9 protein-coding genes are annotated in these 15,114 nt (G+C 57.7%); 7 read left to right on the forward strand and 2 right to left on the reverse strand.

Annotated features, from left to right (window positions below; translation table 11 throughout):
- Positions 1-48: 48 nt before the first annotated feature.
- Together SH661x_RS14745 and glnT are read left to right on the forward strand one after the other, a co-directional pair.
- Positions 49-1,074 (forward strand): alpha/beta fold hydrolase, encoded by a 1,026-nt coding sequence (locus tag SH661x_RS14745; RefSeq protein ID WP_437222799.1) that lies wholly within the window; start codon positions 49-51, stop codon positions 1,072-1,074.
- A 32-nt stretch (positions 1,075-1,106) separates the two neighbouring features.
- Complete coding sequence (gene glnT / locus SH661x_RS14750; protein ID WP_437222801.1) at positions 1,107-2,408, forward strand: type III glutamate--ammonia ligase; 1,302 nt, start codon at positions 1,107-1,109, stop codon at positions 2,406-2,408.
- A gap of 160 nt (positions 2,409-2,568) precedes the next feature.
- Here the strand turns inward: glnT and SH661x_RS14755 are convergent, their stop codons facing one another.
- Both SH661x_RS14755 and SH661x_RS14760 read right to left on the reverse strand, forming a co-directional pair.
- Complete coding sequence (locus tag SH661x_RS14755; protein WP_437222804.1) at positions 2,569-4,026, reverse strand: DUF1501 domain-containing protein; 1,458 nt, start codon at positions 4,024-4,026, stop codon at positions 2,569-2,571.
- 67 nt (positions 4,027-4,093) lie between these two features.
- A complete protein-coding gene (locus SH661x_RS14760) occupies positions 4,094-6,718 on the reverse strand; it encodes a PSD1 and planctomycete cytochrome C domain-containing protein (protein ID WP_437222807.1) in 2,625 nt (874 codons plus the stop codon).
- Between the two features lie 863 nt (positions 6,719-7,581).
- Here SH661x_RS14760 and SH661x_RS14765 point away from each other — a divergent pair.
- Genes SH661x_RS14765 through SH661x_RS14785 form a run of 5 tightly spaced genes read left to right on the forward strand, consistent with a single transcriptional unit; the run spans position 7,582 to position 15,114 of the window.
- On the forward strand, positions 7,582-8,991 hold the full coding sequence (locus tag SH661x_RS14765) for an MFS transporter (RefSeq protein WP_437222810.1): 1,410 nt from the start codon (positions 7,582-7,584) through the stop codon (positions 8,989-8,991).
- Positions 8,979-9,914, forward strand: coding sequence for an acetamidase/formamidase family protein (locus SH661x_RS14770; protein WP_437222812.1), 936 nt, complete (start codon positions 8,979-8,981; stop codon positions 9,912-9,914). Before SH661x_RS14765 ends, SH661x_RS14770 begins: the two co-directional genes overlap by 13 nt.
- A gap of 27 nt (positions 9,915-9,941) precedes the next feature.
- Entirely contained in the window at positions 9,942-11,141 is a 1,200-nt protein-coding gene (locus SH661x_RS14775; protein WP_437222815.1) for an aminotransferase class V-fold PLP-dependent enzyme, read from the forward strand.
- A complete protein-coding gene (locus SH661x_RS14780; protein WP_437222818.1) occupies positions 11,138-13,531 on the forward strand; it encodes a penicillin acylase family protein in 2,394 nt (797 codons plus the stop codon). Before SH661x_RS14775 ends, SH661x_RS14780 begins: the two co-directional genes overlap by 4 nt.
- Entirely contained in the window at positions 13,525-15,114 is a 1,590-nt protein-coding gene (locus SH661x_RS14785; protein WP_437222821.1) for a N,N-dimethylformamidase beta subunit family domain-containing protein, read from the forward strand. The genes SH661x_RS14780 and SH661x_RS14785 overlap by 7 nt, the downstream gene beginning before the upstream one ends.

Genomic DNA, 15,114 nt, shown 5'->3' on the forward strand with positions numbered 1-15,114 from the left:
GGGAGCGCGTCGACGGGCATCAAAATCTTCACGTCTTGGCATTGATCCATGGTCAACTCCCCATCCACATGCCCGATCTTCACACTCCGGGACTTTCCCCTGCAGAGCGGGCAAGTCCTGCAGGAAGCCCGTCTCGCGTATCAGACTTATGGAACACTGAACTCTGCGCGATCCAATGTCATTTTGTACCCCACCTCTTACGGTGCTCACCATTGCGACATTGAATGGCTGATTGGACCAGGTCGAATTCTGGATCCGACTCAGTACTTCATCATCATTCCGAACATGTTCGGAAATGGATTGTCTTCGTCCCCGAGCAATTTCACGGAGGCATTAACCGGTCCACAGCAACCGGTGTTCACGCATCTCGACAATATTAATGCTCAGCGACAACTGCTCTGGGAACAGTTTGGAATCGAACAGCTGGCCCTGGTCTACGGCTACTCGATGGGAGGACAACAGGCACTGCACTGGGGGGCATTGCATCCCGAACGTGTGCAGCGCATTGCTGCCATTTGTACGTCAGCAAAGACGTCTCCGCACAACTATGTCTTTCTTGAAGGGTTGAAAGGAGCACTCACAGCCGATCCCGCATGGAACGGTGAACGGTTTGTCAGCAAGCCGGAACGGGGGCTGCGGGCGTTTGGCCGCGTGTACGCTGGCTGGGCTCTTTCACAGACGTTCTATCGTCAGAAGATGTACCTCGAGCTGGGGTACGCCTCGCTGGAAGATTTTCTGGTGCGTGACTGGGAGGCGAGCTTTTTAAGACGCGATGCCGGCAACCTGCTCGCGATGATCCAGACATGGCAGCGGTCCGACATCAGCGACAACGATCAATTTCGCGGGGACCTTCCGCAGGCCCTGCGCTCGATTCGCGCTCGCACATTTCTGATGCCCTGTCAGACGGACCTGTACTTCCCTGTCGAGGACAATCAGGCAGAAATCCGACAGATGTCTCACGCCGAGCTCCGACCAATTCCTTCCATCTGGGGACATCGGGCCGGCAATCCCTCGAAGAACCCAGCTGACGAAACCTTTCTGCGAACTGCCATTGCCGATCTGCTCAGCGCCTGAGCGGCCCGGAGAATTCGATGACTTGAGATCTCATGACTCTGCAACAGCAAGCCGAACAGCTTGGCATCCGGTACTTTCTGGTCTCTTTTTCCGATCTGTTTGGGACGTCACGGGCGAAGCTGGTTCCCGCCAGCGCGATCGATGAAATGTCCAAAAAAGGAGCAGGTTTTGCCGGGTTCGCCACCTGGCTGGGGCTCACCCCTGCCGACCCGGACCTGTTCGCCATCCCCGACCCGGCCAGTCTGACTCAGCTACCCTGGAAGCCGGAGATTGGCTGGCTGGCGGCAGACTTATGGATGAATGATGAACCACTCGCCCAATCGCCGCGACAGGTGCTCAAACGGTCTTTGGCGAAAGCAGCCAGTCGCGGTTTCGAGCTGCGAACGGGAGTCGAATGCGAGTTTTTTCTACTGACTCCTGACGGTCTTTCTCCCGCTGATACGCGAGACATTCAGGCCAAGCCCTGCTACGACCAGCAGGCACTCAACCGCAATTATGATCTCATCTCGGAGATCTGTGACGCGTTGGAGGCTCTGGGATGGGAGCCGTACCAGAACGATCACGAAGATGCCAACGGGCAGTTTGAAATCAACTGGAAATATGCGGAGGCCCTCAAAACCGCGGACCAGCAGACGTTCTTCAAGTTCATGGTGAAGACTCTGGCCGAGAAACATGGCCTGCGGGCGACGTTCATGCCCAAGCCGTTTTCGCACCTGACCGGCAACGGCTGCCATATTCATGTCTCGATGTGGGACCGGGAGCGGCGGGTGAATCTCTTCCAGAGCAGCGAAGACAATCTGGGCCTGACTCCATTGGCCTATCAGTTCATCGGGGGAGTGATGCATTCGGCCGAAGCGTTGTGCGCGGTGATCAACCCCACTGTGAACTCGTATCGACGCATTCGCGCCGCGGTCACGTCGTCAGGATCCACATGGTCTCCCAACGTGATCAGCTACGGCGGCAACAATCGCACCCACATGATCCGTGTTCCCGATGCCGGACGCTTCGAACTTCGTCTGCCCGATTGTGCTGCCAATCCGTATCTGATGGCAGCAGCAATTCTCGAAGCGGGACTGGATGGAATTGAGCATCACCGCGACCCCGGTCCGCCGCTCGACGTCAATGTTTATCAGGCTCCCGCGATCGTCAACGATCTGAAGCGACTGCCCGATAACCTCCTGGACGCCCTCCGCGCTTTGGAATCCAGCCAGGTTCTGACGAAAGGGCTCGGACACGAATTCGTCGATGCCTACCTGAAACTCGAGCGCGAACAATGGCGCGACTATGCCAGTCACATTTCCCAATGGGAAACTGTGCATACTCTGGACTGTTGAACGTGAAACTCGTGACCTGCGAAGAGCGAACATCGTCACTCAACGGCAGCCTGACGTCAGCAACTCCTCGGGCTGCAATCACACAGACTCGGCATCAATAAAGCCCCCTGTGGCCTGTCTGACTCCGGGATCAGGGGCATTTCCGTGGACTGCGGAAGTCTTACACCCGTTGGAGAATTTCCTTGACCACCTGACCCGGCTGGCCATCGATCAACGTCTGTTTTCGTCGTGCCCACTCGTAGGACTGTTCGTTCACGTCGATGCCAAATTGATGCATCACGGTGGCGTGATAATCATAATTTCGCACGATGTTTTCCACGGCGTGATGCCCCCATTCGTCCGTCTTGCCGTGGACATGTCCTCCTTTAAACCCGCCGCCCGCCACCCACGTGCTGAACCCGTAGGTGTTGTGGTCGCGTCCGATTGCATCTCTTCCCGCGTCATTCTGGATCACGGGGAGGCGTCCCATTTCCCCTCCCCAGTGAACGATGGTCGTGTCCAGCAAACCCCGTGCTTTCAGGTCTCGCACGAGAGCCGCAGACGGTTGATCCACTTTTGCACAGACTGCAGGCAGGGAGTGAATGATTCCAGTGTGACTGTCCCAGGCCTGATCCGAGCAGTAAATCTGAACGAATCGAACCCCGCGTTCGATAAATCGACGGGCCAGAAGGCAGCGGGAGGCATACTCGCGCGTCGCGGGATTTTCTGAAAACATCCCGTACATCTCCTGCGTGCTTTTGCTCTCCTTGCTGAGATCGAGTGCTTCCGTTGCAGCAACCTGCATCTTTGCTGCCAGTTCGTAGCTGGCAATCCGGGCATTCAGGTCGTTGAACGTTGGATAGTTCGCAGCGTGACGCTGATTGAGTTCGTCGAGGAACCGCAAGGAGCGTTGCTGCGGTTCACCGGCCACGTGAGCGGGAGGAGTCAGATTCAGAATCCGGGGCTCCTGGGGCCGCACCACCGTCCCCTGATAAACGGAAGGCAGAAATCCGCTTTGCCAGTTTTCGACCCCCAGCACCGGGAGAATGCCGGGGTCTGTCAGGGCCAGAAATGCGGGCAGGTTGTCTGCTTCACAACCCAGTCCGTAGGTGATCCAGCTTCCAATGCTGGCCCGTCCATCTCCCACTCGTCCCGCCTGAAGAGCCTGAATCGACTGCCCGTGATTGTTCACTCCGGTGTACATGGACCGGATCAGACAGATGTCATCCGCGACCTGCGCGGTGTAAGGGATGAGATCTGAGAGCTCCATTCCGCACTCGCCATGATGTTTGAACTTCCAGGGTGAGGCGAAGACCTTGGAGCTGGCCTGAGCCGCATTGTCGTAAACGACGGTTCCGGGATACGGCTTGCCGTCGTACTCGTCGAGCAGCGGCTTGGGATCGAACAGGTCGTGATGACTCGGCCCTCCCTGCATCCACAGCGAGATCATCGCTTTCGCCTGAGGCTCATGCATCGGCGGTTTGGGGAGAGTGTTGTAGACGACCGGCTCAAGAGGAGGCTTGGCTGGACTGCCAAACGCATTGTCATGCTGTAGCAGCCAGTTGAGAGCAACAGAACCGATTCCCATTGCACTCCCCGCCAGAAAATGACGGCGGCTTCCACATGTCGAATGATCCATGAGATGTTGTCTCCCTGAACGTAATGCTCTCTTCGGAGCCTGCTTCTCAATCATTTAAAGGCTGATCCTAATCAACGTACAGGAACTCATTCGAACAGAGCAGCATCTGACACAAGCTGTCGAGAGCACGCTGTTGTGGGGTCAACTCTCCGGGAGCGTTGATCTGGGAAAGCCGTTCCTGCAGCAGAGTCGCCTGTTCCTGAATAAAGGATTCTGCTGAAGCCAGTTCAGAAGGTTCGGGTGTGCGGCAGTACGCAAGCTGCCACGCCTTCTCGATCTGAGTATGCAGATTCCCGGGAGCGGCTGCTTCGAGCTGCCGGGCGAATCGACTCGAATAATCCAGAATGAACTGACTGTTAATGAGCATGAGCGACTGCGGACTGCCCGTGGATGTACGACGAACGGCGCAATTGGGCGTCATGATGGGCATATCAAACGGTTCCAGAACCGAATACGGGCGACTCCGTCTTGCTTCGACGTAAACGCTGCGGAGATTTTCGCGGCCGTTGAGTGGGATGACCGGGCCCGGATACCCCGTCACCAGGTTCTCAATTCCCAGCACCCATGTCCCTGTCTGATCCGCGATCACTTCGACTGCAGGCCCGTACATGGTCGTGTTTAATGCTCCGCTGATGGTGAGGACAGAATCGCGGAGTGTTTCGGCATCCATCCGTCTGACTTGAGCCCCTCCGTAGAGCAGGTTTTCCGGATCGACCTGTTCCAGTTCTCCGGGCAGTCGGGAAGACTGTCGATAGGCTGACGATCTCATGATCAGCCGGTGGATGTGTTTCACGCTCCAGCCAGAGTCAATCAATTCGCTCGCCAGCCAGTCGAGCAATTCCGGGTGAGTCGGCTGGGCTCCAAGAGATCCGAAGTCGGACAATGTGGCGACGATGCCGCGGCCAAAATGATGGTGCCAGATCCGATTCACCAGCACCCGGGCCGTGAGGGGATGATCAGGGTGAGTCAGGTATCTGGCGAGCGCCGTTCTCCGCCCGGATCGCCCTGCGACCGCGGCTGTTTCGACACTCACGTTCAAATTCTGGTTCATTGCTACAACGGTCAGTCCGCCAGGGTGAACCTCTTCCGTCGGCTGATTGAAGTCACCGCGATAGAACACGAAGCTGGTCGGAATTTCCCCCGCTTCGGTCAGGGCGTGAACGAAGTGCTCTTTCGGTTTCGTTTTTCGAACTTCGGCAGCCCGTTCGGCCATCTTCTTCAGCTCATCGGCTCCTGCCGGATCATACAGGTATAACGAACCGTCAGTGACATTCAGGGCCGGGTATTGCTTGAGAAGCGCGGTTTGCTCTTCTGTTCGTTCGGAAACGGGAATGTTCGGTAACCCTTGAGCGATGGATTGAACCTCCGCGGGCAGTTTTTCCAGTTCCTTTGCGAAACTGGCGTCGATGAGGACCTTTTCACGTGCCTTGCGTTCGGCTTCAATCGCCACTGCCTGCGCTTCTATCCTCGCAGCCTCCTCGCGATCAGCAGCGGTGTATGTGGAGATCAGACGCTGTTGCGGAGTCCGCCATTGCTTTGTATTGAGGGCCGGTTCAAGGATCGCACGAAGCTGATAATAATCCCGGGTCGGGATCGGATCGTGTCGATGATCATGGCACTGAGCACAGCCAACCGTGAGGCCCATCAGAGAGGACGTCACAATTTTCAAGGTCTCGGCGAGGACGTCATGCTGCGCGACGTTCGGATTATCGACGTTGCCTCCCGTCCCGTCGGGGGCCATCCTCAGAAATCCGGTCGCGGTCAGTAATTCGACATCCTCCGGCGTGAGGTTTTCCAGCGGGGATGTGATCAGTTCATCACCGGCGAGCTGCTCAAGAATGAACCGGTCAAACGGCTTGTCCTCATTGAAACTGCGGATGACGTAGTCTCTGTAACGCCATGCGTGTTTCCGTTGGCGGTCCACATTTGTGTAGCCATCCGAATCGGAGTAACCCGCCACATCCAGCCAATGGCGCCCCCAGCGTTCCCCGTAATGAGGTGACTCCAACAGGTGCTCAACAAGTTGATCCCACTTCTCCGGAGTGAAGTCCGTGTTGGCGGCTGCGATCTCCTCGATTGAAGGTGGAAGTCCGGTCAGGTCCAGAAAGCCGCGTCGAATCAACTTTGCCGCGGGAGCGTCAGGCGAAAAGCCGAAACCCTGTTCTTCCAGTTTCTCCAACAGGAACGCATCCACCGGGGTGCGAACACGCTCGGCGTCTCTCACTTTCGGAATGGGAGGGCGAGTCACTTTCTGATACGCCCAGTGCCCCAGCTCTTCTTCGGTAATCAGCATCCCGGTGATCGACTCGGGTTCTGGCCGTGCTGTCTTTGCTCCCGAGTCAATCCACTTCCCAATCAATTCGACTTGAGCAGGAGTCAGCCGGTGAGCCTTGTCGGGGGGCATGTCCCCGTCGCGGACATATTGAAACAGAGGACTCTCTTCTTTGTTTCCTGCCACGACAGAGGGCCCGGATTCTCCACCCCGGATGGCGAACCTCGCCAGCCGCAGATCGAGTCCCCCTTTGGCCGGTGACGATTCTCCGTGACAATGAAAGCAGGTTGCTTTGAGAATCGGGCGGACGTCCTTTTCAAACAAGACATCCGATGTCTTTGACGTTTCTGCCAGGAGAGGAGAGATCAGGCACGGCAGCAACGCGGCACCAAGCAGGGCTCGCATTCTCGTGGTTCTCATGGTTCACTCAGGCGTACGAGGTGGGAATCCGAGCACTCTCACTTGCCCGCGTCCACGTGATCGACGCTTCACAGTCAAACCGGTCTGCGAAAAGACTGAACCTATGTCTGGACGGGACAGCAGGATTGATGCAGGGGATACTAACAGGGTGGGGGGATTCGGCAGGGCGACAGACCCTGGCCCTCAGTCTGCCGTCACGTGACTGATGGTACGAAAAGCCAGCCGCTGTGAATAGTCCCGAATGGCTGTCGGAACCTTCAGATGGACGAGCCGCTCAGGCCCCTTCTGACTCGCCCCGTTTCAGGCGTGGCTATCCTGCCCCGGTCTGAGGGGAGTGTGGCGGAGATTGAGGGGGATTCTTCGCTCGAAAGCTGCATTGATCGCCGCCGGAACGCCACACATTCGTGAGGTTCGGTCTCGTACTACAGTTCGAATTCTTGAGAATCTCAAGGATTGATCTGTCAGCGTACGAAGCGTGCTTCGAAGAAATCAAACTGCACGTGTACGGCACAACGCGATTCCGGATGATGGTGCCGGAGAAAAAGCTGGTTTTCCAGATATGAAATAGTCCCTGCCCAGGAGCATCTGTAGAATCTCGAACCATGGAGTTTCGGAGTCATCGACGTGGCTGCAGCACGGACTCGTCGAGTGGAGAACAGAGGCCTGAAGCCGCGTGAATTCGCCACCAGCCATCGCCCCTTGCAACATGAGATTTCCGGGAGCGCCCCCTGAACGCCTGCCTCACGAACCGCATCGCAACCGGCACTGCCTTGCAGGCCATCAACGATCGCTGTCCGCACGCTTTCATTTCCGGTTGAATCGTCCCTCGTCGAGCGAGCAGTGGTTTTCCGAAAGGGGCGAAAATGACTAGCGAGGCAAGGGGGATCGCCAACCCTGCGGCTGATACCGGGCCAACCGATGTTGCTGGAGCCAAACCGACCCGTGCTCGCTATGGGGTGCTGGCCTTTCTTTGTGCTTTGTTCTTTATCCTGTATGTCGACCGCATCTGTATTTCACAATCGGTCGGTGCGATTCAGGCGGAGTTTCAGCTATCGAACCGCCAGATGGGAATGATCCTTGTCGCGTTCACGATTGCCTATGGTCTGTTTGAACTGCCTGCCGGGTATCTTGGGGACCGCTACGGGTCGAGGAAGATCCTGGCACGAATCGCAGCGTGGTGGTCGCTCTTTACAATTCTCACAGCCTTCTGCTTTGGGTTCTATTCCCTGTTAATTGTCCGCTTCCTGTTTGGTGCCGGCGAAGCAGGTGCATTTCCCAACACTGCAAAGGTGATTTCACGCTGGTTCCCCATTCAGGATCAGGGGCGAATCCAAAGTCTCATCCTCGCGTCTTCCCTAGTAGGGGGAACGGTCGCCCCTGCGGTCTCGGGATATTTGATCCGCTACGGTGGCTGGCGAATGCCGTTTATCCTGTTTGGGACGCTGGGAATCCTGTGGGGCATTTGCTTTGCATGGTGGTTCCGGGATCACCCCGCCGAGCATCCTGCGGTGAATGATGCAGAGCGCGCCCTGTTGAATCATGCGGTCGAGCCATCGGGCCCGTCGGTCAAGCGAATTCCCTGGCGTTTGGTCGTTCGACATTCAGGGATCTGGCTTCTCGGGGCCATTACAACCTGCAGCGCGTTTACTTCGTATCTGTATTACTCCTGGTATCCGAAATATCTGACATCCGCCCGTGGAGTGGAGCTGGTGGAAGCGGGCTGGCTCGCGTCGCTGGCTCTGGCGGGAGGGATGCTCGGTGCTTTGGCGGGAGGGCAGATCGAAGACCGCATTCTGGCAAAAATGCAACGGCCGTTTCAGGCCCGGCGCTACTATTGTTGTGGTTGTTTCCTGCTGGCTGCAGCGTTCCTGTCTCTGAGCGTCCTCGCCGAGTCGGCTCGTCTATCGGCATTGCTGGCGTCGTGTTCATGTCTGGTCATGACTGCTCAGCTCTCCAGCTGGTGGTCGAGCATCCGTGAGTTGAGCGGCCCTTATCTGGGATCCCTGTTCGGGGTCATCAACTCCATGGAAGTCCCTGGCGCTGTGGCCTCCCAATACTTCTTTGGAGCCTGGGCGGACTGGCAGAGCCGACTGGGGTACACGGGACGAGCCCAGTGGGATTCGGCATTTGCGGTCTACATCGCCCTGCTGGGGGTCGCGGCTGTGTGCTGGCTGTTCGTCAAAAATTCAAGCCTCACAGCAGAAGAAGATCTGGCCCGGATGAACCTGATACCTCAAGAATCCTCCATGGAGTGCGACCCATGCAGTCCATAAATCGAACCCAGATCAGCTACCAGTTTGACCGCAGCTTGCCCCCCGTGTTGCGGGTCGCTTCCAGAGAAACCTTTCACGTTGAAACGGAAGACTCTCGTTCCGGTAAGACTCGGACCCCAGAGACCATCCGTCCGGAGTACGTCCAGGAGCTTCGTCGAAGCAGTCCGTATTACGGCAACCCGGTGACAGGTCCGGTCTTCGTCGAGGGGGCCATGCCCGGCGATACGCTCGCGGTTCGGATCGAAGAGATGAAATGTGACACGCTGGGTTATTTTGGCTACTGGCCGATGACCTACGGTCTGGAAGACTGGCTGTCCGAACCGGTGACCGAACTCGTGGACATTCAGCAGGGATTTGTCAACTGCACATTGCAGATGGCCACAGGCCCGCATTCACTGCAAATTCCCGTTCGCCCCATGATCGGCTGTATTGGGACGGCCCCCTCAAGCGAGACTCCCGGCACGAACACCGCCGGACCATTCGGCGGAAACCTGGACGTCCCCGAGGTCAGTCCGGGAAACACAATCTATCTGCCGGTCTCTGTCCCCGGAGGGATGCTGTTTCTTGGGGACTGCCATCCCTATCAGGGAGATGGAGAAGTCAGTGGGTGTGAGATGCGGGCTTCGGTCACCGTGACGGTGGACGTGCTCCGGAACTGGAGCCGGAACATGGTGTGGCCGCGGATCGAAACGCCAAGTCACCTGGTCACTATCGGAGCAGGGTGTCCAGCGGAGCATGCCCAGTGGCTGGCCATTCGCGAAATGATCCTCTGGCTCGAAGAACGATATGGATGGACCAAAGCCGACGCCCGCAAGCTGCTGTCGGTGACCGGAGACTTACGGCCCGGACAGATGCTGGCGGTTCCCTACACCATGCGGTTTTGTGTGCCGAAAGAGCATCTCCCAACTCAACCTCTTTCCTGACAGCGTTATCACCAAGGCGAACATTCAATGAGCATCTATGAGGAGTGGGGGCTGCCGCCGATCATCAACGCCTCCGGGGCTGTGACCCGACTGGGCGGGGCTCCCATGCCAGACATCGTCCTGCAGGCGTTCTGCGAAGCGAGTCGAGAATCGGTGGCACTCGACCAGCTGCAGGGTGTCGCCAGTCGCGTCATCGCGGAAGTGACCGGGGCCGAAGCGGGTCTGGTGACCAACGGATCTTCCGGAGCATTGTTGCTGGGAGCAGCGGCGATCCTGGCGGGCAACGATCCCGGACGCATGGAAAAACTTCCACACTGCGACGGTTTCCCCGATCAGTTTGTGGTCGCCCGCGAACAGCGGAACCCATACGACCATGCGGTGCGTGCTGCTGGAGTCCGGTTTATTGAAGTCGGATATCATGAACCCGTGGCAGGCTCTGGTGTCCGCCGGGTCGAAAGCTGGGAATATGAAAGTGCTTTCAATTCACAAACTGCAGGGGTGTACTATGTGTACGACCCTTATTCGCGTCCTGCTTTAAGCGAAGTCGTCGCTGTCGCTCATGCACACGGTCTGCCGGTGCTGGTGGACGCTGCTGGGGAGGTGCCGCCCCGTTCGAATCTGCAAAGCCTGCTGGCGACTGGTGCTGATCTGGTGGCGTTCAGCGGAGGAAAAGGAATTCGCGGGCCACAGGCGTCGGGGATTTTGTGCGGTCGACGAGACCTGATTGCATCCGCAGCGTTGCAGATGCTGGATCAGGACGACCATCCGGAATTGTGGGAACCGCCAGAGAATCTGATTGATCGTTCCCGCTTCAGAGGCCTTCCTCGTCAGGGGATTGGGCGTTCCCTGAAGGTCTCCAAGGAACAGATCATGGCGTTACTGACCGCCCTGAAGCTGTTCAGTTCAGGATCCTATGACAAGGACCGGATCACGCAACAGCGTCACCTGGAACAGATTGCCGCCGCAATGGAAGGGACTCCCACCCACTGTCGGCTGAACGTTCCCGAAGACGGTGAGACGCTGCCGTCGCTGGAGATCACGCTTGACGAGAAACGTCTGGGACGCAGCGCGACCGAGGTCTGCCGCAGCCTTCGCCGAGGGTCACCACCGATTCAGGTGGGTCATTCGCTCCTTCATCAAGGCAAGCTGATGATCAATCCGTTGCACCTGAACGAGGCACGGACTGCAGAGCTGGCCCGACGACTGCGAGAAGAGGTGTCGAAATGAGATCGCCTTCCATCAAGGACATACTCGTTCGGCTCGGCCGTGGAGATTCAATTGCATCCGTCTGCTCCGTGACGGGCCTATCGCGAGAGGAATTCAACCAGCTCTGGAAGGAAGAGTGCCGCCGCAGGGTTCCTGCTTTCGATGGGAACCTGTCGTGTGAAGCGTTAACGGCCCAGGTCCACATCGAGCGGGACGCCTGGGGGATCCCTCACGTCCGCGCAGCCAATGATCTCGATCTGTTTTTCGGCTTTGGCTACGTCACCGCACAGGATCGGCTCTTTCAGCTGGACTACACCCGACGCAAGGCCCAGGGGCGACTTTCAGAGATCCGTGGCGCCGAATGCCTTGAGTCTGACCGACTGTACCGAACCCTCGATCTGACAGGCATCGCGCAGCGGGAATTGACCGGTCTTCCTGAAGAAACCCTGCATTTGCTCGAGGCCTACAGCGCCGGGGTCAACGCCCAGATCGAACAAAGCCGAGACCTGCTTCCGATTGAATTCGACCTTCTTGATTATCAACCGGAACCATGGAGCCCGCTGGATTGCCTGACGATCGAAGGGGAATTTCGCTGGTACCTGACGGGACGTTTTCCCGTTATCGTGATCCCCGAACTGATCAAGCGTGTTCTCGGGGATGGGGAGCCTTACCGCGCCTTTCTGTCCGGAGAGGAGGACGCGGAGAGTATTGTCCCGGCCGGCTCTTATCCCAGTTCCGGAACCGTCCCCGTGTCGATGGGAGGGACAGCCAGTGGACGCGAGGACGGCCCTGGCAGTAACAACTGGGTCCTGGCTGGAAATCGGACATCGACGGGGATGCCGCTGGTCGCCAGTGATCCGCACGTTCTGTTCGGAGCTGTTTCAATCTGGCAGGAGGTTGTGCTTCAAGGGGGCTCGTTCGAAATCTCAGGCGCAGCTCTGGCGGGGATGCCCGCTGTGATGCTCGGTCGCAACAGGCATCTGGCCTGGGGATTCACCAACAATATCTGTTCGCTCCGGGACCTGTATCAGGAACGGACCGACGCTGCTCACGCGGGTTGCTTTCTCTATGACGGGGTCTGGGAACCGGAACAACGACGCGAGGAAATCATCCGTGTCCGTGATGGGGAACCGAGTCATCTGACGGTCCGGTCGTCTCGCAACGGACCGATTGTGGATGAATTTCTTCCTGTCGCAGCGAAAGGATCAGGTCCGGTTTCATTGCGATGGAGAGGGACAGAGCCTTGTGGATGGCTGACCGCTTTACTGGGGATGAACCGGTCGAAGTCCTGTCAGGAATTCTGCGAGGCCACTCGCCCCTGGACCGCCCCGACTTTCAATCTCGTCGTTGCCGACGTCGACGGCAGAATCGCTCTGCAGACCACGGGACGCATCCCCCTTCGGAAGATTGCAGAACGTGGTTATCGTCCCGGTTGGGATCCCGAGCATCAGTGGATCGGCTCGGTCCCCTTCGAAGGTCTGCCCCGTTTGACTGATCCTGAACGCGGTTTTGTTGTGACCGCGAACAACCGGCTGGTCCCTGACGACTACCCGTATCCACTCTCCGGCACATGGTCGAGCGGCTACCGGGCCAAACGCATCCGGGAGCAACTTGAAGCTCATCCCGTGATGACCGGGGAACTTTGCCAGCAACTTCAGCTGGACGTTCTGTCAGGACGGGCACTGGCGGACGTTCCGCGCCTCGTCAACTTACTCGCGGAGGAGACTGACCCTGCGGTGCGGGCGGCCGTCCAGATTCTCCAGGAGTGGAATGGCGAAGTCCGCGCGGACTCGGTCGCAGCGAATCTGTTCAACGTCTTCTTTCGCCACTGGTGTTACGAAGTCACCGCGGAGCGAATCCCCGAAGAGATCGCAGAGTTCGTCTCCGCAAACGCCAATGGACTGGCGACACGGCTGTTGGAAGAAGACAGCCTGGGTTGGTTTCATCGCCGGGAACGAAGCGATGTTGTCCGTTTAGCGTTTCATAAGACTCTCGACGAACTGACCAGACGTTTTGGCTCGGAGATGTCGGAATGGACATGGGGCAAGGCCCACACAATTCTCCAGAAGCATTTCCTTTCCGGACGAGGAGACCTTGGGGAGCTGCTGGACCGCAGTGGTGCTCCAACATCCGGCGATGGGACGACCGTCTTCAATGCTTCCCCCGGTCCCACTTACGAAGCCTACATGGGGGCGACATATCGCATGGTCGCCGACCTTGCCGACCCTGCATGCGGTCTCTGGGCGGTGGAGATGGCCTCCTCCTCCGGACACCCGGGAAGTTCGCATTATGACGATCAGTTTCCGCTGTGGAGCGAAGGGAAACTTCGTCAGCTGTCCATCGACATCAGTGCGGACGAGGCAATTACGAGACTTGAATTGAATCCGGCAAGGGGATTGCAGAAATGCTGATCGGATATGTCAGTGATGAGCGATTCGTCGCCCTGTCGGACGCGCTGCTCGAATTCACCAACGGGCGAGGAGCATCTTATGAGGCGCGTTCACGGGCCAGCGGTGCGGTCCACTGCGATCTCCCTCCGGGAGAATATCTCGTCACCATTGTGAAAGAAGGGTACGGCTCCAAACGTGTCACTTTAATCCATCCCTCGGAGCAGCCGTTTCATTTTCGTCTGCTTTCCGATTGCCTTCTGGGCTACGCCTGGCCGAAATGCGTTCGATCCGGAGAGTCTTCTGAATTTCGTGTCCACTCTGTGGAGCCATATCACCTTGAGCTATGGCGATACGGCTGGAAAAAGGAGCTCGTCAGGAAACTGGGATGGTTCGATGATCACGGCCCTCGGGCCACAATGCAGATCACTCCGGATGGTGATTACTCTCAAACCGGAATTCGCTGGAACAGTATCGGATATCAGAACTCGAGTCATCGTCAGCACGTCACCGCGCCTTCTCAGTCCGGACTGTATTACTTTCATGCGTCGACCCGGTCGGGAGACAGCTTTACCTTCCCGTGGGTCGTTGCTCCCGAGCAGCCGCAGTCGCGTGTGGCTGTCCTGATGTCGGACATCAACTGGAACGCGTACAACCCGTTTGGAGGCCGGAGTAATTACTTCAACTGCGACGTTCTCCCCTCGCGCCCCATCGTCAATTCCCGACTCGAATCGAAGCGCTACCGCAGTGAAGGGTTTCAGTCGTGGGGAGCAAACGAGTATGCGCGACTGTCCTTCGACCGACCGGAACCGATCAACCACATCGATCCGGCCACAGACGTTTCGGATCCCATTGCGGGCCGAGCGGCCTGCCATGTCGCCGCGGCGGAATGGCGACTGCTCGGATGGCTGGAACGGGAAAAAATCTCGTACGACCTGTACACCGAAACGCAACTCCATCGAAAGGTGCTGGATCTGTCCGCATACAGCGTTCTCCTGCTGGGCCCCCACCCGGAGTACTGGACCCGCGACATGTATTATCGCGTCAAAAACTGGGTCTTCCACGAGGGCGGGCGACTGATGTACCTGGGGGGCAACGGTCTGAACTGTGAGGTGACTCTTGATGACGAACACGGAATGGTCGTCCTCAACGGGGCGATTCGAAGCCTCTGGCCCGAGGGAATTGGAGCAGAAAGCCGCTTTGCCAAGCGGAATGAATCCGAAGCAAGCCTTCTGGGAGTGGTGTTTACTCCCGCAGGGATTATGACGGGAGCCCCTTATAAAGTCGTCGACGCCGATCACTGGGCGTTTCGGGGGACAGGTTTAAAAAATGGCGAACTCTTCGGGGAGCGAAGCCTGCATGAACGCTGCCCGGGAGGGGCTTCCGGACATGAGACAGATAAGAGATCCGTCTATTCTCCCGCCAAGACCCATCTGCTCGCCAAGGGACTGAATCCCGGCGATGGCGGTGCGGAGATGGTCCATTTTGAGACTGCCAGTGGGAGAGCGGTCTTCTCCACCGGTTCCATCAATTACATCAGCTCACTTCTCGTTGATGACCATGTCTCCCGTCTGACCGCAAACGTTCTCCATAGATTCCTGGAATAA

This window comes from Planctomicrobium stercoris, assembly GCF_051465655.1.
In the GTDB taxonomy this organism is placed as follows: Bacteria; Planctomycetota; Planctomycetia; order Planctomycetales; family Planctomycetaceae; genus Planctomicrobium.